This window comes from Paenibacillus sp. JDR-2, from assembly GCF_000023585.1.
Classification (GTDB): Bacteria; Bacillota; Bacilli; order Paenibacillales; family Paenibacillaceae; genus Pristimantibacillus.
Window position 1 is genome coordinate 6,796,807 of sequence record NC_012914.1, and the last position, 18,844, is coordinate 6,815,650.

Annotated in this window: 18 protein-coding genes; 9 read left to right on the plus strand and 9 right to left on the minus strand. The window is 53.2% G+C overall.

Annotated elements, in window-relative coordinates:
• Positions 1 to 21: 21 nt before the first annotated feature.
• Positions 22 to 906 (minus strand): LysR family transcriptional regulator, encoded by an 885-nt coding sequence (locus PJDR2_RS29815; protein WP_015847468.1) that lies wholly within the window; start codon positions 904 to 906, stop codon positions 22 to 24.
• A 131-nt stretch (positions 907 to 1,037) separates the two neighbouring features.
• On the opposite strand from PJDR2_RS29815, the gene dapA reads away from it, so the two are divergent.
• A complete protein-coding gene (gene dapA / locus PJDR2_RS29820) occupies positions 1,038 to 1,910 on the plus strand; it encodes a 4-hydroxy-tetrahydrodipicolinate synthase (protein WP_015847469.1) in 873 nt (290 codons plus the stop codon).
• Between the two features lie 3 nt (positions 1,911 to 1,913).
• Here the strand turns inward: dapA and PJDR2_RS29825 are convergent, their stop codons facing one another.
• Positions 1,914 to 2,327: a glycosyltransferase gene (locus tag PJDR2_RS29825; protein WP_015847470.1), complete on the minus strand. Its 414-nt coding sequence runs from the start codon at positions 2,325 to 2,327 to the stop codon at positions 1,914 to 1,916.
• Between the two features lie 212 nt (positions 2,328 to 2,539).
• Between PJDR2_RS29825 and PJDR2_RS29830 the strand changes: the two genes are divergently transcribed.
• From PJDR2_RS29830 to PJDR2_RS29850, 5 genes are all read left to right on the plus strand, one after another.
• Positions 2,540 to 3,514, plus strand: coding sequence for an aldo/keto reductase (locus tag PJDR2_RS29830; RefSeq protein WP_015847471.1), 975 nt, complete (start codon positions 2,540 to 2,542; stop codon positions 3,512 to 3,514).
• Positions 3,515 to 3,611: 97 nt separating this feature from the next.
• A complete protein-coding gene (locus PJDR2_RS29835) occupies positions 3,612 to 4,181 on the plus strand; it encodes a TetR/AcrR family transcriptional regulator (RefSeq protein WP_015847472.1) in 570 nt (189 codons plus the stop codon).
• A gap of 92 nt (positions 4,182 to 4,273) precedes the next feature.
• On the plus strand, positions 4,274 to 4,816 hold the full coding sequence (locus PJDR2_RS29840; protein ID WP_015847473.1) for an NAD(P)H-dependent oxidoreductase: 543 nt from the start codon (positions 4,274 to 4,276) through the stop codon (positions 4,814 to 4,816).
• Positions 4,813 to 5,445 (plus strand): DsbA family oxidoreductase, encoded by a 633-nt coding sequence (locus PJDR2_RS29845; RefSeq protein ID WP_015847474.1) that lies wholly within the window; start codon positions 4,813 to 4,815, stop codon positions 5,443 to 5,445. The genes PJDR2_RS29840 and PJDR2_RS29845 overlap by 4 nt, the downstream gene beginning before the upstream one ends.
• A 41-nt stretch (positions 5,446 to 5,486) precedes the next feature.
• Entirely contained in the window at positions 5,487 to 5,735 is a 249-nt protein-coding gene (locus PJDR2_RS29850) for a tautomerase family protein (RefSeq protein ID WP_015847475.1), read from the plus strand.
• 60 nt (positions 5,736 to 5,795) lie between these two features.
• Here PJDR2_RS29850 and PJDR2_RS29855 read toward each other — a convergent pair whose 3' ends face one another.
• A complete protein-coding gene (locus tag PJDR2_RS29855) occupies positions 5,796 to 6,692 on the minus strand; it encodes a LysR family transcriptional regulator (protein WP_015847476.1) in 897 nt (298 codons plus the stop codon).
• Positions 6,693 to 6,818: 126 nt separating this feature from the next.
• On the opposite strand from PJDR2_RS29855, the gene PJDR2_RS29860 reads away from it, so the two are divergent.
• The gene (locus PJDR2_RS29860; RefSeq protein WP_015847477.1) at positions 6,819 to 7,868 is read left to right on the plus strand and encodes a YeiH family protein; all 1,050 of its coding nucleotides are present in this window, start codon (positions 6,819 to 6,821) and stop codon (positions 7,866 to 7,868) included.
• 46 nt (positions 7,869 to 7,914) lie between these two features.
• Here the strand turns inward: PJDR2_RS29860 and PJDR2_RS29865 are convergent, their stop codons facing one another.
• The 5 genes from PJDR2_RS29865 to PJDR2_RS29885 form a co-directional block, all read right to left on the minus strand.
• A complete protein-coding gene (locus PJDR2_RS29865; protein WP_015847478.1) occupies positions 7,915 to 9,885 on the minus strand; it encodes a GTP-binding protein in 1,971 nt (656 codons plus the stop codon).
• Positions 9,886 to 10,020: 135 nt separating this feature from the next.
• Positions 10,021 to 11,184: a glycoside hydrolase family 172 protein gene (locus tag PJDR2_RS29870; protein ID WP_015847479.1), complete on the minus strand. Its 1,164-nt coding sequence runs from the start codon at positions 11,182 to 11,184 to the stop codon at positions 10,021 to 10,023.
• Positions 11,185 to 11,254: 70 nt separating this feature from the next.
• Positions 11,255 to 13,456, minus strand: coding sequence for a bifunctional 2',3'-cyclic-nucleotide 2'-phosphodiesterase/3'-nucleotidase (locus PJDR2_RS29875; protein WP_015847480.1), 2,202 nt, complete (start codon positions 13,454 to 13,456; stop codon positions 11,255 to 11,257).
• Between the two features lie 271 nt (positions 13,457 to 13,727).
• Positions 13,728 to 14,474 carry a type I methionyl aminopeptidase gene (gene map, locus PJDR2_RS29880; protein WP_015847481.1) on the minus strand — a complete coding sequence of 249 codons (747 nt, stop codon included), beginning with the start codon at positions 14,472 to 14,474 and terminating at the stop codon, positions 13,728 to 13,730.
• A gap of 139 nt (positions 14,475 to 14,613) precedes the next feature.
• Positions 14,614 to 14,817: a hypothetical protein gene (locus PJDR2_RS29885; protein WP_015847482.1), complete on the minus strand. Its 204-nt coding sequence runs from the start codon at positions 14,815 to 14,817 to the stop codon at positions 14,614 to 14,616.
• A 207-nt stretch (positions 14,818 to 15,024) separates the two neighbouring features.
• On the opposite strand from PJDR2_RS29885, the gene PJDR2_RS29890 reads away from it, so the two are divergent.
• Entirely contained in the window at positions 15,025 to 15,528 is a 504-nt protein-coding gene (locus PJDR2_RS29890) for a hypothetical protein (protein ID WP_015847483.1), read from the plus strand.
• A gap of 179 nt (positions 15,529 to 15,707) precedes the next feature.
• Positions 15,708 to 17,969, plus strand: coding sequence for an ATP-binding protein (locus PJDR2_RS29895; protein WP_015847484.1), 2,262 nt, complete (start codon positions 15,708 to 15,710; stop codon positions 17,967 to 17,969).
• Here PJDR2_RS29895 and PJDR2_RS29900 read toward each other — a convergent pair.
• Positions 17,966 to 18,844, minus strand: coding sequence for an ABC transporter ATP-binding protein (locus tag PJDR2_RS29900; protein WP_015847485.1), 879 nt, complete (start codon positions 18,842 to 18,844; stop codon positions 17,966 to 17,968). The genes PJDR2_RS29895 and PJDR2_RS29900 overlap by 4 nt on opposite strands.

An 18,844-nucleotide genomic window follows, 5' to 3' on the forward strand; every position in this document is an offset into this window, starting at 1 on the left:
GAGGAGCAGCCTCGCGTCCTTTTATTTATGATCCCCGCCTTCGCGGAGCAGGGCTATAAAAGCCTGAAGCGGCTGGGACATCCATTTGCGGGGATGAATCATATACTGCAGGTCAAAGCGGATTTCCGGATGGGTGAACGGAAGAGCGGCTATTCGTCCCTGCCGAATATCTTCCGCGACAACCATGCGGGGCAGCAGCGCGAGACCCAGACCGTTCACGACGCATTGCTTCACCGCCTCCGGGTTGCCGAGCTCGAACAAGGCGGTAAAGGCGATCCCGCTCTCCCGCAGCACCTTCTCGAACATGCCCCGGTATACGCAGCTTTCCTCCGACATGATGAGCTCCACGCCGCTCAAATCTTGCAGCTCAATCCGGGGGCGATTAGCAAACGTATGACCTGCCGGCGCAGCTAATACCAGCGGTTCCTCCCGCAGCGGCCGGCATTCCAGCGACGCATCGGCCGGCTTGGCGTCTAGCAGCAGCCCGATATCATATTCGCCGTCCTTCACCTTGCCGATGATGCGCGATTCGCGGTCCGGCTGAAGCTGGATGGTCAGTTCGGGGAACAGCTGGCGCAGCTTCTGCAGGTAAGGAGGCAGAAAATAAGCCGCCAGCGAATCGATAGCGCCGATCACAAGCGTACCTCCCGCATAACCCGCTACCGTTTCCTTCGATTGCTCGTACAGCTCCAGCATCTGAACGGCTAGCGCAAACAGCTTCTCGCCGGGCGGCGTCAGGCGCATTTGTCTGCCGAACCGCTCCAGCAGCGGCGCTCCGTATTCTTTCTCCAGCTTCTGAATCTGAATGGTTACGCTGGACTGCGCATAACCAAGCTCTTCCGCGGCGCGCGTAATACTCCGCCTTCTCGCTACCTCGCAAAAGGTCTGCAAATAAACCAGCTCCATGCTTCCACCTCGGCTTGTGCCTAATTATTAAAATTATTGATGCCAGTCATGAATCATTATAGATAACTGTAATACTTCAGCCATGCTACAGTAAAGACAGAATTCATAATTACAAACGGGAGGCGCTGGAAATGCTAACGGAGCAAGATCTGAAAGGAATTTACGTACCTGTGGTAACGCCTATGGGGACTGGCGGAGAAGTGGATATCCGTTCATTCGAATCCTATGTGAAGCAGCTGGTTGAGGATGGCGTAAACGGTATTGTGGTAAACGGAACAACGGGAGAATCCCCGACGGTAACTCTAGAGGAAATGGCGGCGCTTACGGCAGCCGCACGCTCTGTCTGCGAGCCAATGAACCGTCCCGTCATTGTTGGGACAGGAACTAACGATACGGCGTCCACCGTGCGGAAAACAGCTGTTGCCGGAGAGCTTGGCGCAGATGCCGCCCTTGTTGTTGTGCCCTATTACAGCCGTCCTTCCCAGGAGGGCATCATCGAGCACTACAGACAGGCAGCAAGCACGGGCCTGCCGATCGTTGCTTACGAGATTCCTTCGCGCACTGGAATACGCCTTGCTCCGGATACGGTCCGTGCCATTCTGGACCTGGACGGCGTCATCGGGATCAAAGACAGCTCCGGCGGAATCGAGCTGATGATCGAGCTTGCAAGCAGCGGTGACCACAAGCCGGTATTATGCGGAGAAGATATTTACCTCCACGCCATGTTGTGCTGCGGCGCAGCCGGCGGCATGCTCGCATCCGCTAGCGTGCGGACAACGGCTTTCGTAGAGGTGTATGAGCAGCTCATGCAAGGCCAGCTTGAAGCAAGCAGGCAGTCTTTCGGTGCTCTGCTTTCCTTGATCCGTCTGCTGTTCCAGGAGCCAAATCCCGCTCCGTTAAAATATCTTCTTGCCCGGCAGGGCATCATAGCCTCGGATCATATCCGCCTGCCGCTCACTCCGGTCTCGGAGAAGCTGCGGCAGCAGCTGAACGCCTGGCTGTAGCTTCTAGCCGGCAGGAATAGATTCCCACAACGGGGAGTGAGTAAAGCCTTCCATCGTCCGGATCGTATAGGCCGGATTCGGGCTTGCCAGCTCGGCCATATCTGCTTTGCGGTCTACCGGCTTCACTTCCATAATGGCGGTTCCCGAGCCTACCGCATGGTCAATGCCTGCCGCGATCGCGGCAGCATGGCCGCAGCGGGCCGACAAATAGATAACTCTCACCCGGATATCCGCCGCGCAAAAGACACGCAGCATATCAGCCGACCGATCTGTGCTGTAATTATCGACAAAAATAAATTCGTAGCTGGCGGCGGCAGGCTTCATGATTTGCTTCAGGCGCTTGTATGCGCCAAACAGCGATTCCTCGTCATTGCAGACCGGCACGATAATCGAGTAGGTAACTGGCAGACGCGTCATTTTCCCCATCCCCTTCGGACAAAATGTTGCTCTATACTGCTACTATAATCGATACAGCTTAAAATCCCCTTAATTTAAGTATAAGTAAGCGCTTTACTTTTATGTCAAATATAGCACGACAAGCCTGATTCGCATATAGCTTGTAATGCCCACATTTTGCTATACTAACTGCAACATTATTTTTGATTCAAGAAAAGGGGATGACCTTAACGATGTTATACAACCGGCTGGGAGGAAGCGGACTGAAGGTATCCGCGTTAGGCCTCGGTACGAACTCCTTTGGTTCGCGGGCAGACGAAGCCGCTTCGGCGCGTATTCTTCACGCGGCCGTCGACCGCGGAATCAATTTTATCGATACGGCTAATATTTACTCGGCAACGGCTTCGGAAGCCATCATCGGCGCAGCGCTTGCGGGCAGACGCCATGAGGTTGTATTGGCAACCAAAGCCGGGCTCGTCAGAGGAGAAGGTCCCAATGCGAAAGGCTCCTCCCGCTACCATCTGATGCTGGAGCTGGAAGACAGCCTGAAACGGCTCAAGACCGATTACGTTGACCTGTATCAAATCCACACCTTTGACCCGGAGACACCCCTTGAGGAAACGCTGCGGGCGCTCGAGGATATGATCCGGTCCGGCAAAGTCAGGTATATCGGCGCCTCCAATTATGCCGCTTGGGAGCTGATGAAGGCTCTTGGGCTTAGCGACCGCCTAGGCCTGAACCGATTCGTCTCCACACAGACGAGCTATTCCCTGGCTGACCGGACGCCGGAGCGCGAGCTTGTGCCCCTATGCCTCGATCAAGGCGTAGGCATTATCCCTTACTTCCCGTTGGCCGGCGGAATCCTGACCGGCAAATACCGCGCGGGCGAAGAAGCTCCTGCCGGTTCGCGCGCTGCGACCAACCCGGGCTTCACCCGTTTCTTCGGCGAGAACAATCTTGCGCTGGGAAGCCAGGTCAGCGAGCTGTCTGGTAAGCTTGGCTGTTCCGCCAGCGTCCTGTCCCTGGCTTGGCTGATGAAGCAGCCTGCCGTCTCCACCGTTATCGTTGGCGCTACCAGCACGGAGCAGCTGGAGCATAATCTAGACAGCGTGGAGCTCCCGCTTGATGCGGCGGCACTAGACGAGCTGGATACATTAAGCCGTTCATTCCGTCATGGCGAGCCGTTTGCCCTATACCGTTTGCCTTAGGCAGACGGATTCGCACGGGCCGAAATAAAAAAACATTCAAAAATCTGGATGGAACAGGATATTGACTTTTATACCTACTGAAAGGTAGAATGCGTACATGAACAACAATAAAAACACGGCAGATTTGATTCTTGATACCGCCCAAGCGCTTGTGCAGGAAGTTGGCTTTAACGGCTTCAGCTATGCGCACATCGCAGAGAAGGTTGGTATCCGCACAGCAAGCATCCATTACCATTTTCCGAATAAGGAGGATCTAGGGGAAGCGTTGATTACCCGGTATCATAAGGGATTCCTGGCTACCGTTGCTCAAATTGACGCCGATACGCAGAACAATCTGGATAAGATACGCAAATACGTGAATATCTTCAGTATTCCGGTCGATAGTTATTGCACGTGCCTGAGCGTAATGCTCTCTTCGGATCTGGCTACCCTTTCGGAGAAGGTTGGGGCAAGGCTGGCGGATTTCTTTACCGCCAACTTAGCGTGGGTGGAGCGCGTTCTGGAAGAAGGCCGCCGTGAAGGGGAATTGCGTTTTGAAGGCGCGGCAAGCTTGCAGGCTCATATCATTTTGGCCTCTCTTCAAGGGGCTCAGCTGCTGGCAAGAAGCTTTCGGGATGTAAACCGGTTTACGATTATTGCCGATGGAGTCATATCCGCTTTAACTTAACGGGCAAAGCGGATATTTTTTCACCACTTTATCTACCTTTTAGTAGATAGATAAAAGCTTTTATACCAACAAACGAATGGAGAGAAAATCAAATGAAAACACTCGTAATCGTAGCGCATCCTAACTTGGAATCATCCAACTGGAACAAAGCATGGGTCGAGGAGCTGAAGAAACAAGGCGACATCACGATTCACGATATTTACAAGGAATATCCAACCGAGAACATCGACGTTCAGCGGGAGCAGCAGCTCGTGGAAGCGCATGACCGCATCATTTTCCAATACCCGCTCTACTGGTACAGCACGCCGCCGCTTCTTAAAAGATGGTTCGATTCCGTGCTGCAGTACAATTGGGCTTACGGTCCTGAAGCTACCGCAACGAAAGGCAAAGAAATCGGAGCCGCGATCTCGACTTACGGCACGGCGGATTCGTATCAGCCAGCCGGTTCCAACGGATTTACGCTGGAGCAAATTTTGGCGCCGCTTCAAGCGAGCGCGCGTTTCATCAGCGCTGTCTACCTGCCGCATTTCACGGTGAACGACACATCCGATGTAACGCCTGAGCGTCTGGCTCAAAGCAGCAAAGCCTACGTCGAACATCTTAGAACCGTGAAACCTTTGGCGGTGACCAAATGAAAAACGTAACGATCGACGTCTTTATGGATACGGTATGTCCCTGGTGCCGAATGGGGGATGCTAGCCTGAGAACCGCGCTAAAGGAGCTTCCCGAAGGCATAAACGCTACGGTTCGATACCATGCGTACCAGTTGAACCCCGGCATTCGCAAGGAAGGCGAGGACTACCGGAAGGTCATGATCGGCCGTTTGGGCGGTGAAGCGCAATTCGAAGCAAGAATGAAGCAGTATAACCAGAGCGGCGCTCGTTTCGGCTTGAATTACAATATGGATCTCGTAAAAGTAACGCCAAATACGGAATTGTCGCATCAGCTGATCGCGATTACGCCGGAGCGCCTGCAGTCGAATTTAATTGTGAATCTATACACGGCTTATTTTGAGCAAGGATTGGACCTTGGCAATGTGGACACGCTTACGGAAATAGCGCAGGCAAGCGGGGTCACGGATGATCGCGATGCTCTTAAAGTGCGACTTCTTAAGGGAGAAGGGCTAGAGAAGGTGGAAGAAGGACAGCGCGATGCGCAGCAGCTGGGTATCCGGGGCGTTCCTTTCTATGTGATTAACGAAAAGTTTGCCCTATCCGGTCTGCAATCCCCTTCGGATTTGGTCCATGCGTTGACGCAGCAGTAAGCAATAGCAAACAAAATCGAAAATGAACGGAGAAGAGGATTATGCCAATCGTAAATATTCAAGTCACGCGCGAAGGCACGTCAACTGAGCGGGATTCGATCACCGCGGAAGAGAAAGCCGCCCTTATTAAGGGCGTCAGCGAAGTACTGCTTAACGTACTGAATAAGCCGCTCGAATCAACCTTTGTTGTTATTGAAGAAGTCGATACCGATAATTGGGGCTGGGGCGGTCTGCCGGCTCTGGAGTACCGCCGCAAGGTGGCTGCGGAGAAGGCCGCTGCTAAAGGTTAAGATTCGTACCGAAGGCTGTTCACCTCGCATCTAATGACGAGGCGGACAGCCTTCTTTCTTTTAGGCCTGCTCCGGCCAGCCCTTTCGCTCCCGCAAAATCCCGATAAACACCTCTGCCGCTTTTGTATGCTGCTGATGCAATCCGGTCAAAAGCGAGAAATCGCGTTCGACCGGTCTGCCGCCAACGGTCAGCTTGCTGATGGTGCCAAGCGCAATCTCTTTGCGCACTGCCCAATGGGACAATAACGAGATGCCAAGGCCCGCTTCAACAGACTCCTTAATAATCTGCGTGCTGCCAAATACCATGCGGTTCTCCGGGTTCAGCCCCTGCTCGAGGAACATCCGCTCGGTCACTTCCCGTGTCCCCGAGCCCTCTTCCCTAACGATCCAGATCTCCTGCTGCAGCCTTGCGGCATCAATATCGTCAGCAGCGCCAAGAGGATGGGATAAAGCCGTCACCACATACATCCGGTCCTTGGCCAAAGACTCGGCGTACAGCTTCCCGTGCTCCAGCTCGCCTTCCACAATGCCGATATCCAGCTGCCCCCCGGCAACAAGCGAGCTGATCTCCTTCGTGTTGCCGATTGTAATGGTCGGTTTAATGAGCGGATAGTTGGCCTGCAAGTACGCGATGGCATGCGGCAGCACGTATTCCCCAAACGTATAGCTGGCGCCAATGGACAGCAAGCCGCTGGCGTTATGCATCAGATCGTCCACCAGCCGCTGCATGCGTGTATACAGCCCTTCTATCTCCTTGCCATGCCTATATACAATCTCCCCTGCCTTGCTCAACCGGACATGCTTATTGCTGCGGTCGAGCAGCTTGGTTCCGATATTGTTCTCCAGCGCTTGAATATGCTGGCTCACTGCCGGCTGAGTCATATGAAGCGCCTCTGCGGCACGCGTAAAATTACGCATTTCTGCGACCGCCATAAAGACAAGCAACGACTGATCCACGATGCCAATCAACCTCCATCATAAGTGAATTATTATTATAATTATTATAACTATTTATTTTTCTTATCGTAAAGATCTGGTTAAACTAAACTCATCAACCAACATCAAACGCCGAGGTGATGACAGATGAGTACGTTAACCCATTCTACCTTTACTCCTAAAAATAAACGTTTCCTCCAGCCGCTCAACTGGCTGTGCGGCCTTCTGCTGACGGCCGCGGTCGCAACAGCCGCCTATGAGCTGGCCCGCGTGCCGGGACTTGACCGTCTCGGTCAGATGGCCCTGGCGCTGACGGGCACCATTATCGCCCGTCAATTTCTAGGATACCCGGAGAGACTCCGGGCAGGCATTCAATTCGCTTCGAAGCATCTCCTGCGTCTCGCTATTGTATTATGCGGACTGCGGCTGAACATCAGCCTGCTGCTCCACCAAGGTCCGGCCCTCCTGCTGCAAGGTGCCGTAACGATCATCCTTGCGATTGGCCTAACACTCGGCATCGCCCGTCTGCTGAAGGCCGATGCTCCGCTGTCCCTGCTTCTTGGCATCGGCACCGGCATATGCGGAGCGGCGGCTATTGCAGCCGTATCCCCCATCGTGAAAGCCCGCGACGAAGACACCGCGGTCAGCGCCGGTCTAATCGCCTTGATCGGCACGGCCGCCGCAATCGGCTATACCGTGCTTCAGCCGATGCTTCCGCTTACTGCCGGGCAATACGGGATATGGAGCGGTCTTACGCTTCATGAGATCGCCCACGTGCCCCTGGCTGCCGCCGCAGCAGGCCAGGACGCCGTTAACGCCGGTCTGCTTGCGAAGCTAAGCCGGGTGCTGCTGCTCGTGCCGGTCAGCTTTATTCTGATGCTGATCATGAAGCGCAAGAACAGGGGCAATAACGCCTCCGGAACAACCATTGCCTTCCCGTGGTTCCTGCTTGGCTTTGCGGCTATGAGCCTCTTCGGAAGCCTGACCCCCGGTACACCTCTTGAGCTGCCGGCCCACGTAACCGATCAGCTGCTGAAAGCCCCGTCGTTCCTGCTCGCGATGGCTATGGTTGGTCTTGGCCTGAACGTGGATTTACGCGCCCTGAAAGACAAAGCGCTGCGCCCGCTTGCCGCGATGGCAGCCGCTACCGTGCTGCTCTCGGCTGCGACTTACCTGCTTGTCTACTATGTTTATTGAAAAAGAAGCTGACCGCCCCCTTGTACCGGGAAACGGCCAGCTTTTCTTATCCTTGCAGCGCCTTGCGGACGCTTAATATATATTTGGACTGGTCCAGCGGATTCACGCCGCGGCGCGTCCGTTCCGCCGCTGCATCCGGCGGGCATTCCTCATACCCGGCGAAGAAGGTCGCCATCGTGCCGCGCCCCTTCGTGAGCGAGTTCAGCTCCATCGAGTATTCGAGCGACGTTGCCGCCGGCACGCGCCCTTCGATAAGAAGCCGGTCACCCTGCAGCGACGGCGCCTCGAACGTCCCCCGCATGAGGACAATATCGTTCATGACGCGGCCTCCGTTTTCCTCCGGCACAACGATGCGGAATTGGAGCACCGGCTCGAGCAGCTTTGTGCCGACCGAATCCAGCCCGTTCATAATAGCCATTGGCGTCGCCACGACAAAATCAAGCGGATGCGTATGCCACACATGGTGCTGGCCTTCGATCAGCGTAACCTTCAGGTCAACAACCTCCCAGCCCTTCAGCCCCTGCTGCAGCGCCTCCGGCACTCGTCTTGCCACCTCGTTCTGGTATTGCGGAAGCAGATCCTCCGAGCGAACAAACGCTTCGTATAGCAGTCCGCTGCCACGCTCGCCAGGTTCGATGCGGAACCGAAGTATTGCCCAGCACGGCTTCGGCATCAGATACGCAATATAGCCTTCGCCAGGCTGGCTTGGCGTCTCCTTGTAGATGACCGATGGCTGGCCGAAGCTCACCTGCAGACCATACCGGTTCTCCAGCACGCTTGTCAGAATCTCGAGCTGAATCGGCCCCATCACCTTCACGTGCAGCTCCCGCTCATCCTGCAGCCACTGCACATCGAGCAGCGGATCCTCGTCCGACAGCTCCTGAAGCGCCGCCACAGCGGCGGGATACTGCTGCTGATCGGCCCAATGCGCCTGTACCGTAAGCAGCGGCACCGCAAGCCGCACTTCCTCCGGCACGGCACCCGGAACGCCGATAATATCGCCGATCCTCACATGCGACATGCCGCATACGGCCGCGATATCGCCTGCTTCCAGCATGCCCAGATCCTCTGAGCGGCTGCCCTCCACCTTGCGGATTTGCGTTACCTTTTCTTCGATATTCTGCGTATAATTCCGAATCACGTCCCGGTTGCGCATTGTCCCTTCATACAGCCGGACAAACGCCATGCGCCCCATCGTCTTGTCGCGTTCAATCTTGAACACTATGCCCGATAGCGGCGCTTCCCGATTCCCGCCAGACTCAGGCAAATAATCGATGACGGCATCCATCAGCTCGTTGACGCCAATTCCTTTGCCCGATGCGCCGTACAACACCGGGAACAGCTCCGCCCGTTTCGTCATCCCGGTAGCATGGCTTTTCCAATCCTCGGCTTCGCCGCTTATATATTGCTGAAGCAGCTCCTCGTTTCGTTCCGCAACCGCTTCCGCCAATGCGGTCCTTGCTTCCTCATCGGCATCCGTTCCCCACGAATCCGTCGAGCCCGCGAACTGCTGCTCGCTTCCGATCGGATGCTGCACCTCTATGAAATCCGGCGTCAGATAGCTGCGGATATCCCGCAATACCGCTTCACGGTCAGCGCCGATCCGGTCCATTTTATTGATATAAATAATCGTTGGAATACCCAGCTTGCGCAGCGCGCTCCAGATCATCTCCGTCTGCGCCTGCACGCCTTCAACCGCGGATACGATCAGCACGGCACCGTCCATTACCCGAAGCGAACGCTCGACCTCCGACAGGAAATCGACATGCCCCGGCGTATCCACAAGATTAATCGTTGTATCCCGCCATACGAAGGATGTCGTTGCCGCCCGTACCGAGATGCCCCGCTCCCTCTCCACATCCATCCAATCCGTTAATGCCGTCCCCGCGTCCACGCTGCCAAGCGCACGCGTCCGTCCGCTGACGAACAGCATATGCTCGGTCGTTGTTGTTTTCCCCGCGTCCACATGCGCGAAGATGCCTACGTTGCGCCGTCCGGCGCTGCTTCTGCCTGTCATCGCCCTGGTTCTCCCATTCTTGCCGCATGTCACGGCATGCTGTACCTGTTTCTTTCTACAGACTAACGCAACCTGGACGGATGGACAATACCAAAAAAACAGCTCATCCTCGAATGAGCTGTTCATTAATAAAATTTAGAATGTCCGGTAGAACCGTCTCGCGCTTTCCTTCTCGGCAAGCGGCAGACGAAGCTCTACCGGCAGCATTTCCGGGAAAGCCTTATGCGGCTCGCGCTGATACCAATACGCAACGGACGAATAGTCGTTGGCCTGACAATTGCCATGCCCGTGCTCAATACTAAAGCGGATGGATTTTCTGAAAATAATCGGATCGGTTATATGATAGCGGTATTGCGTCATTTTGCCGGAATAATCGTTAAACGAGATCGTATTGCTTTCCTTCCACGCATCGCCGTTCTCCCGAATGGGCGCGTAGAGCGACAAGCCGTGGTAAGGTGCGTAGTATTGGCCGGACGGATAACCCCAAGCGGCGCAAAAATAATCCTCCGTCCCCGTGCCATGCAGGCGCGGCGGCCACGGTTCGCCGTCAATGAAGAACATGTCATCTCCTTCGCCCGGCCAGCTGAAGCCCGGAACGGGATTGATGTGATCAATGCTCAGATTGCAGCCTACATAATGGCCTTCGCCTTCGGCATCCAGCAGGACGTAATTATCGTCGCCCGTCAGATTCTTAATCTCGCATACCTTATCGTCATGCGCGTAATTCGGTTTATGCTGCTGGTCCTGCTCCGCCTTAAGCTGGTCAAGATTCGCCGATCCCTTGGTCGGATTCTCCCTTCTCCATGAGGCATGGAAATAGAAGCTGTCCTCGGACACCGGCTGCTTCACGTAGTCCACATAGAAGTAGAGCACCGTATCGTTCTCGCACTCGTTTACGATCTCGATCCGCGCGCTTTGACGGAAGGGCATTTCGAAGAAGCAGTTCATGGCCGCTTTATTCTCCACAACGCCTTGCGTCGTAATCATATTAAGCGGCATGGACACGTAGTGGCTGGCCACGCCATGCCCAACCCCAAAGAAATCGCCAACAGGGGAATCCACGCTAGGTTCAGCCTCTCCATCCCAATACATGCGGATCAGCACTTTACGGAAAGCGTATTTATCCCGGGCGCCAATCGTCATCCAGATATGCTTGATAACCCCGGAGCCTTCAATATCGGAGATGACTGCCGTCGTTCCGGCTTTAATCTCCATGAAATCCCGATTGCCGCCGATTCTGTCCCAACTGGAATCGCGATGGGAAGTCCCTTCCTTGCGCAAATACAATTCATGCATCATAACCGCTCCTTTTAAGCAGATAAATGAAATGACTCCCGAACATATTCGGGAGCCATCTTTCATTTACCTCTTATTTAACCGCCGGTATAAGCAGCTTCTGGCCGATGTAAATCCGGTCCGGATTTTTCAGCTTATTGTATTTCGCAAGCTTCTGCCAGGTTGTGCCGTATTTATCGGCAATCGCCCATAATGTATCGCCCTTTTTCACGGTGTAGACGATATCGCCTGGAGCCTCCGGCTTCGGATCAGGTTTTGCAGGCGGTTCCGGCTTCGCAGGCGGTTCGGGAACGGTTGTTGCCGGGGTCGCAAAGCTCAGTTTGAATTCCGAATAGCCGTCTTCCGTTGGGCCTACGTAAGAAAGAGATTTGACCGCTTTCGCCGCAGCTTTCGCGTCCGGCGAAGTCTTGAAGGCTACATTCACCTTGTCATTGATCGGCGCAAGCGACCAGTTGCCGTCTGCTGTCGGGTTAATGGTCTTGAACGAGCGGATGTAGTCAATGATGACCTGGCGGTTCTCGTCCGGCGAAGACAATATAATCCGCTTACCGTCCGGATTTGCGAACTTGTTCGACGAAGCGCGGTAGTTGTTTGATGCAACAACGAATTTCTTCGCCGGATCGATTGGTTTTCCATCGAATTTCAGGCTCACAATCCGGCTGGACTTCGCGTTTGATACCGTACCGTCAGCTTTATATTTCGCGGGCTTAGACACATCGATCCGATACGTCACCCCGTCAATAACGTCAAAGTTATAAGTAGGGAAGTCATAGTTGATCAGCTCCTGCTTCTCCGTCGAAGCCGGGTCAATCGTATTGAACTGGCCTGCCGACCATTCCAGCCATTCCTTCAGTTCTGCTCCGGTTACAAGGACGGCATTCACCGTGTTGGAGTACAAATACAGGTCGGCTACATTCTTAATCGCGATGCTGCCCGCTGGAATGTTGGTGTAATAAGCAGGGCCTTGCCGTCCGCCAGCCTTAAACGGCGCTCCTGCCGACAAGACCGGAATCCCTTCGTAATCGGTTCCTTGAAGCTGTTTCTCCACGTACCATTTCTGCGCATTGGTCACGATCTGAATGGACGGGTCATCCTGCACCAGAGCAAAAAAGCTGTTAATAGGCGCCGTGGTTGTACCAACAGGTCCACGCACGTAATCCAGCGTATGCTGATGATCCTCGGCTACCGCATCCAGAACCTCCTGATCCGCGTCAACCAGCGGCTTCTTGTTCACCGTATCGAAGATCGGCTTCACCGATGTTTTCGAATCCGCAACGGTCCATTTGCCGTCCGCAAGCTGCAGCGTCAGATCAATAATACCAAGGTTATTGCCCCAGAAGCCCGGTTCTACAGCCGGCACTCCGTTAATCGTCCCTTTTGTCGGGTCAACGCCGGTCTTGCCTTCGAACGACTTGTCCGGAAACACTTTATGGGCATGGCCGAACAGAATCGCGTTAATATCCTTCACCTTGCTTAAATAGAGCACCGAATTTTCCATTTGTTCCGTCTGCGGAATATCCTCAAAGCCGGAATGCGGAATCGCGATAATAATATCGGCTCCCTTGGCTTTCATCTCCGGCACGAATTTCTCGGCGGTCTTCACGATATCCTTCGTAATAACTTTGCCTTCCAGCTTTGCTTTATCCCACTGCAGAATCTGCGGCGGCACAAAACCAATAACGCCAACCTTCAGCTTATGAACGGCGCCGGTCTCGTCCTTCACTTCCTTGTCGAGAATTAGATAAGGGGTAAAATAGTTCTTGTCGTTGGACTCGTCTTTATCGCCGTCATCGATATAAACATTCGCATTTACGTAAGGAAAGTCCGCTCCGCCAAGCGACGTCTTTAGAAAATCAAGCCCATAGTTGAACTCATGGTTCCCGATATTCCCTGCATCGTAATCAAGCAGATTAAGCGCCTTATACACCGGATGCGTCTCCCCTTGCTTCAGAGGGTCCACCGTAGCGACATAGTCGCCAAGCGGGTTGCCTTGAATCAAGTCCCCGTTATCGAACAGGAGACTGTTCGCCGCTTCCTCCCGAGCTTGCTTGATCAATGTTGCCGTCTTGGCAAAACCGTACTCGTCGGTAGGCTTGTCCGCAAAATAATCATAGTTCACAATGTTCACATGCAGATCAGTGGTCTCCATAATCCGCAGCTCAACCGTAGTCCCGCTATCTGCCGCAGAAGCAACCGCGGACAAAGGCATCACCGTTAAGCCCGCTGCCACAGCAACCGCGAGAGTCCGTCTCCATGCCTGGTTCCTTGATTTCACCAAACAAAATCCTCCCTCTCTATCCCTATTTGTCGACACTCACCTTACACAGAGATGTAAAGACAGGATGACGGCGGCATCATTTTTCTCATTCTATTGTAAGATTCTAGTGTAAGAAATCTGAATTGTCACGCAATTATTTTGTAATTTTATTACTAATTATGTAAGGTTTTCTTTTGTTCGGAACGGGTCATGAACAGATGTAAAAAAGAGGATACCGACTGAAGGCTTTAGCCATTCAACCCGTATCCCCTTATTCACAGCTTTCTGCTTATTGCTCGGTAAGAATAACCGGACCGTTCGCCGTAATCGCAATCGTATGCTCATACTGGGCGGACAGCTTGCCGTCTCTTGTACGCGCCGTCCAGCCGTCCGCGTCGATCTTCATTTGGTAGGTGCCCACATTCAGCATTGGCTCAATGGTGAAGACCATCCCTTCCTTAATCCGCGGACCTTTGTTTGGCGGCCCGTAATGCGGCACCTGCGGATCCTCGTGCATCTCTTGGCCGATGCCATGTCCGATGAAATCGCGGACAACCGAGAAGCCTTCCGCTTCGGCATAGGCCTGGATCGCATGGGACACATCCCCGATCCGGTTGCCGGCAACGGCTTTCTCGATCCCTTTATAAAGGGACTCTTTGGTCACGCGCAGCAAACGATCCGCCTCTTCGGTAACATTGCCTACCGGATAAGACCATGCGGAGTCTGCCAGCCAGCCGTTCAGGTTAACGACCATATCGATCGTTACGATGTCGCCGTCCTTCAGCTTCTCTTTCTTCGGAAAGCCGTGGCAGATGACATCGTTGATCGATGCGCAGGTTGCGTACTGGTAGCCTTTATAGCCCTTCTGCTCCGGTGTCGCGCCGTATTGCTTCATCAGCTTCTCGGCGAATTGATCAATCTCGTGGGTCGTAATGCCCGGTGCGATTAACTTCGCGATTTGTCTATGGATTTCGGCCAAAATCTTGCCGGCTTCATGCATGCGGTTGATTTCCGCTTCCGTCTTGATAATAATCATGTGTGCTTCTCCCTTGTATGGTGTTCAATAATGAGCATACCAAAGCGACAAGCTTACATGCAAATACTATATGAAATAATCCCCTCCGTATCCGAAGGGGATTATTGATAACCGCTTATATTTTATAAAATGACCGTAATCATTGTTCTTCTGCTTCGTCATCGGATGCTTCTTCAGCATCAGTCTCTTCTTCCTCGGAAACAGCAGCCTCTTCTTCGGCTACTGCCGCTTCTTCTTCAGCTGCTTCAACTGCCTCTTCTTCGGCAGCCGCAACAACCTCTTCAGCGATTTCTTCAACAGCTTCTTCAGCTGCTGCTTGAACTACTTCTTCTTCATGGCTCATCGTAATCACCTCCTGTTTCTTTATATCTTAATAATAGCGCTTTCATAGAATCCTACAAGAGGTGTAAAATGTCGTATTCTGTGAGATTATGACTAATACGACGAATTTTTTACAGGACTGGACTTTAGTCGGGTTCCGGTTGTGACCTAAAGAATGAGGACTTATAAAAACCCGCATGATATGCTGTACCTAAAGGAGATGAGCGCAATGAATAAAAGGACCATTCTTGGCCCTGTATTTATTCTTCTCGGAGCATACTTACTGTTGAATAAGGGAATGCATTTCGGACCGGGGAACCTGTTCGGATACTTTTGGCCAAGCTTGTTCGTAATCCCGCTTGGTTTGTTCTTCCACTGGCTGTATTTCTCCATGACGGGGAGAAAAGGGATCGGCGTCCTGATCCCGGGCGGTATCCTGCTGGTGTCCGGCGTGACGTCGCAGATCGCCATGCTCTTCAATAATTGGGAGTACATGTGGCCCGGCTTTATCGTCGCGGTCGCAGCCGGCCTCTTCGAGTTCTACTGGTTCGGCAACCGCAACAAGTGGCTGCTGATTCCGATCAACATCCTGCTCGTGCTGGGATTGTTGTTCTTCGCCGTGTTCTCGCTTGGAACATTCCTCAATCAAGTAGAGGTTGTACGTCCGTTCCTCGCTATCGCGCTGATCATTGTAGGGGCGGCCGCCCTGGTTATGCGCCGCAAAGAGCATTAATCCGTATTATGCTTCAAAATAGAAAGAGCAGCCTCGGGTTGGAGGATGCTCTTTTTCTATTTAACAATTAATCGATTGTTTCGACACAATCTGCTATGTTCCTGCTCTCCCAACTGCGATATACTAGATTCCATATGTAAAATAATCCTATTGCTGTGCACCTTCAGGAGGAATACCGTTTGTCTATCAAGACCAAGCTGGCCTGGTTCATATCGCTTACCGTCATTGTCATCCTTAGCTTAAACTTATCGATTTACTATTTTTCGACCTCTTCCCAATTAAAAAAAGGCGCCGAGCAGCAAATGATCGGCATTGCCAAGCAGATTGGCGAAACCCTTGATTCCGCGCAGCGATCAAAGCAGCTTATCGAGGATTCCGTCGGCGAGAAGCTTCGGATCGCCTCTATCTCCGCGCAAGATAAGCTTGATCCCGATATTAACAATATCAGCAACGAGCAGCTCGTCAGGTTAAGCCAGGAGCTGGGCGTGGATTATATTACCCTCTGGGCGAAGAACGGGGACGACATAACCGCTCAGAAATCCTCCAATTCAAAGGCGATAGGAGCAAGCTCCAAAGCTTTGGGCTACTGGTATACCGCCTTCAGCCAGCTGTTTGAAATGCGCCAGGTCATCATTCCTCAAGGACAGAAGCTTAATCATTTCTGGTCTCCGCCGATTACGATCATTCCTTCCGATCTGAATGACGTCAACAAATTAGGCTTTTATTATAATGACAAGACCAACTACCTGATTAATCCGATTGTTCATGCCGGAGCATTTTATAATCTGGAGAACCTGAAGAGCAGCGATGCCATTGCACAGCAAATTATTGCGGATAACCCTTCGATTCTCGAAATATCCGGGTTCAGCCCGGCTTTTTATAATGATCCCCAAGTTGTTTCCATGAAGGAAAAGGTACAGCCGTACAAGCTGGATAACCAGAGCATGATATTCGGCCGGTACAATTACATCGATCTCCATGATTACACCAATCTGATGAAAGCCGATCAGACCGGCGGGATTGTCACAACAAAAACACAGATTCATGGTCATAAAGTTCTGAAGAGCTTTATCCCCATGTCCGGAACAAGCAAATCCGTTATTGTTGTAAATATTAATTACGCCGCCATTAAGGAGCCTCTATATCACCAGCTTCTTATTCAGATTCTGATCTCGCTTGGCCTGATTGGCGCCGCTATTGCCTGCAGCTCGCTCATTGCGGGATTTATGATCAGGACGCTGGAGATGATTATGCAGCGGGTCCACGATATCTCGAGGGGCAACTTTGGCGAACAGATTGAGATCGACAGCAATAACGAGTTTGGCGCGCTAGCCTCGCAGGTCAACGCCATGAGTTCTAATCTGCACAGCTACCAGACGCAGCTTACCGCGGCGGCCAAGGAGCTTCTCCATACGAAGCAGTATTTGGAGTCCTTCATCAACAACACCTCCGATGCCATTCATGTCGTGGATCTTGAGGGCAGAACCATTGATGCGAATAAAGCCTTTGAGACCATGTTCGGCTGGACGCTGGCAGAGGCTTCCGGACAGAAGCTGCCCATGTTTACGCCTGAGATTTTGGCCGAGCTTGCGGAAAAGGGAAAAATCATTCTGAACGGCGGCCAAGTAACGGACTACGAGACCGTTCTGTACAGCAAGGACGGGCTGCCCGTTGAAGTGAGCATTACGTTGTCGGGCATAAGGGACGAGCGGGGATATTTCGTTGCTTACGCATCCATTGCGAGGGATATTGCCGAACGCAAACGGACGGAGGATATATTGCGCCGGTCGGAGAAGCTGTCGGTTGTCGGTCAGCTTGCGGCGGGAGTCGCTCATGAAGTCCGCAATCCCCTTACCACCCTGCGCGGCTTCGTTCAGCTGATGCAGAAGGACAGCAGGCTGGACAAGTCTTACTTGAATATCATGCTTTCCGAACTCGATCGGATCAACCTCATTGTGAGCGAATTCCTGGTGTTCGCAAAGCCGCAGGCCGACCGTTATCAGGAAGCGGATCTGTATGCGATCATGAATGATATTATCGTCCTTCTGGACTCCGAGGCCAATATCCATAACGTTCAGATGATCACCTGTCTGGAGCCCGGTGTTCCGTCTCTTCGATGCGAATCCAACCAGCTTAAGCAGGTGCTTGTGAATGTGATGAAGAACGGCATGGAAGCAATGCCAGACGGCGGTGAGCTGACCCTGGAGCTTGCGAGGGAGTCGGAGCAGAACATTCTGATCCGGATCAAGGATCAGGGTGTAGGAATCCCCGAGGAGGATCTTGCGCGGCTAGGCGAGCCTTTCTTCACGCGAAAGGCCGAGGGCAACGGCCTCGGCCTTATGATCAGTCAGCAAATTATCCAGCATCATAAAGGAACGATCCAGTACAGCAGCAAGCCAGGGGAAGGAACCTGCGTAGAAATCCGCATTCCCCTGAGCTAACCCTCTTCCGGCGGAGAGAGCATAATTCTTCCGTTCTCCAGCTGGACCCGCGCCTTGCGGTGATCCTTAAATCCGGCTGCCTCCAAATAGCCATGCGGAACTTGGAGGCGGCCTGCTCTGTCCAGCACCGCATACTCGACATGAGACTCGCTCTCTGCCTCATCCTCTGCCAGCTCGGCAAGCTCCTCCATATACGATTTGCGGCGAAGCATCTCCGAGGAGATTTTGCCGTCCCGGATCGCTACTACGCGGTCAACCTGGCGGGCTAGCTCCGGATCATGGGTAACGATAACGACCGTAAGCCCTAGCTCCCGGTTCAAGGTACGGAACAACTCCAGGATTTGCGCCGCCATCCTCGTATCGACCGAGCCGGTTGGCTCATCGGCAAGCAGCAGCCGCGGATGATTGGCCAGCGCGATGGCGATTGCCACGCGCTGCTGCTCCCCACCGGACAGCTGCTGCAGCTTATGATGGGCACGGTGGGATAACCCCACCGCTTCGAGTAGCTCGCGCGCCCGTTGCTGCTTGCGGCGGCCGTTCAATAGAATCGGCAGCTCGACATTTTGCTGCGCGGTCAGGTAAGGAATCAGGTTTCTGGCGTTATTTTGCCAGACGAAGCCTACGCTTTCCCGCTTATATTTGACGAAATCCCGTTCCTTGAACTTCATCAGATCCTTGCCGTCCACCGTCAGACTGCCTGCGGTCGGGCGGTCAAGCCCGCCCAGCATATTCAGAAGCGTGGATTTGCCGCTGCCGCTGTTGCCGATAATCGCCATCAGCTCTCCGGCCTCCACATGGAGGTCAAGGCCTTGCAGCGCAAATACTTCCAGTTCGTTTGCCTTGTAGATTTTGACCAAACCTTCGCAATGTATCAA

Bases quoted from the DNA above. Each gene is read 5' to 3' on its own strand.
- PJDR2_RS29815 (WP_015847468.1), bottom strand. From the start codon at position 906: ATGGAGCTGGTTTATTTGCAGACCTTTTGCGAGGTAGCGAGAAGGCGG.
- dapA (WP_015847469.1), top strand. From the start codon at position 1,038: ATGCTAACGGAGCAAGATCTGAAAGGAATTTACGTACCTGTGGTAACG.
- PJDR2_RS29825 (WP_015847470.1), bottom strand. From the start codon at position 2,327: ATGACGCGTCTGCCAGTTACCTACTCGATTATCGTGCCGGTCTGCAAT.
- PJDR2_RS29830 (WP_015847471.1), top strand. From the start codon at position 2,540: ATGTTATACAACCGGCTGGGAGGAAGCGGACTGAAGGTATCCGCGTTA.
- PJDR2_RS29835 (WP_015847472.1), top strand. From the start codon at position 3,612: ATGAACAACAATAAAAACACGGCAGATTTGATTCTTGATACCGCCCAA.
- PJDR2_RS29840 (WP_015847473.1), top strand. From the start codon at position 4,274: ATGAAAACACTCGTAATCGTAGCGCATCCTAACTTGGAATCATCCAAC.
- PJDR2_RS29845 (WP_015847474.1), top strand. From the start codon at position 4,813: ATGAAAAACGTAACGATCGACGTCTTTATGGATACGGTATGTCCCTGG.
- PJDR2_RS29850 (WP_015847475.1), top strand. From the start codon at position 5,487: ATGCCAATCGTAAATATTCAAGTCACGCGCGAAGGCACGTCAACTGAG.
- PJDR2_RS29860 (WP_015847477.1), top strand. From the start codon at position 6,819: ATGAGTACGTTAACCCATTCTACCTTTACTCCTAAAAATAAACGTTTC.
- PJDR2_RS29865 (WP_015847478.1), bottom strand. From the start codon at position 9,885: ATGACAGGCAGAAGCAGCGCCGGACGGCGCAACGTAGGCATCTTCGCG.
- PJDR2_RS29870 (WP_015847479.1), bottom strand. From the start codon at position 11,184: ATGATGCATGAATTGTATTTGCGCAAGGAAGGGACTTCCCATCGCGAT.
- map (WP_015847481.1), bottom strand. From the start codon at position 14,474: ATGATTATTATCAAGACGGAAGCGGAAATCAACCGCATGCATGAAGCC.
- PJDR2_RS29885 (WP_015847482.1), bottom strand. From the start codon at position 14,817: ATGAGCCATGAAGAAGAAGTAGTTCAAGCAGCAGCTGAAGAAGCTGTT.
- PJDR2_RS29890 (WP_015847483.1), top strand. From the start codon at position 15,025: ATGAATAAAAGGACCATTCTTGGCCCTGTATTTATTCTTCTCGGAGCA.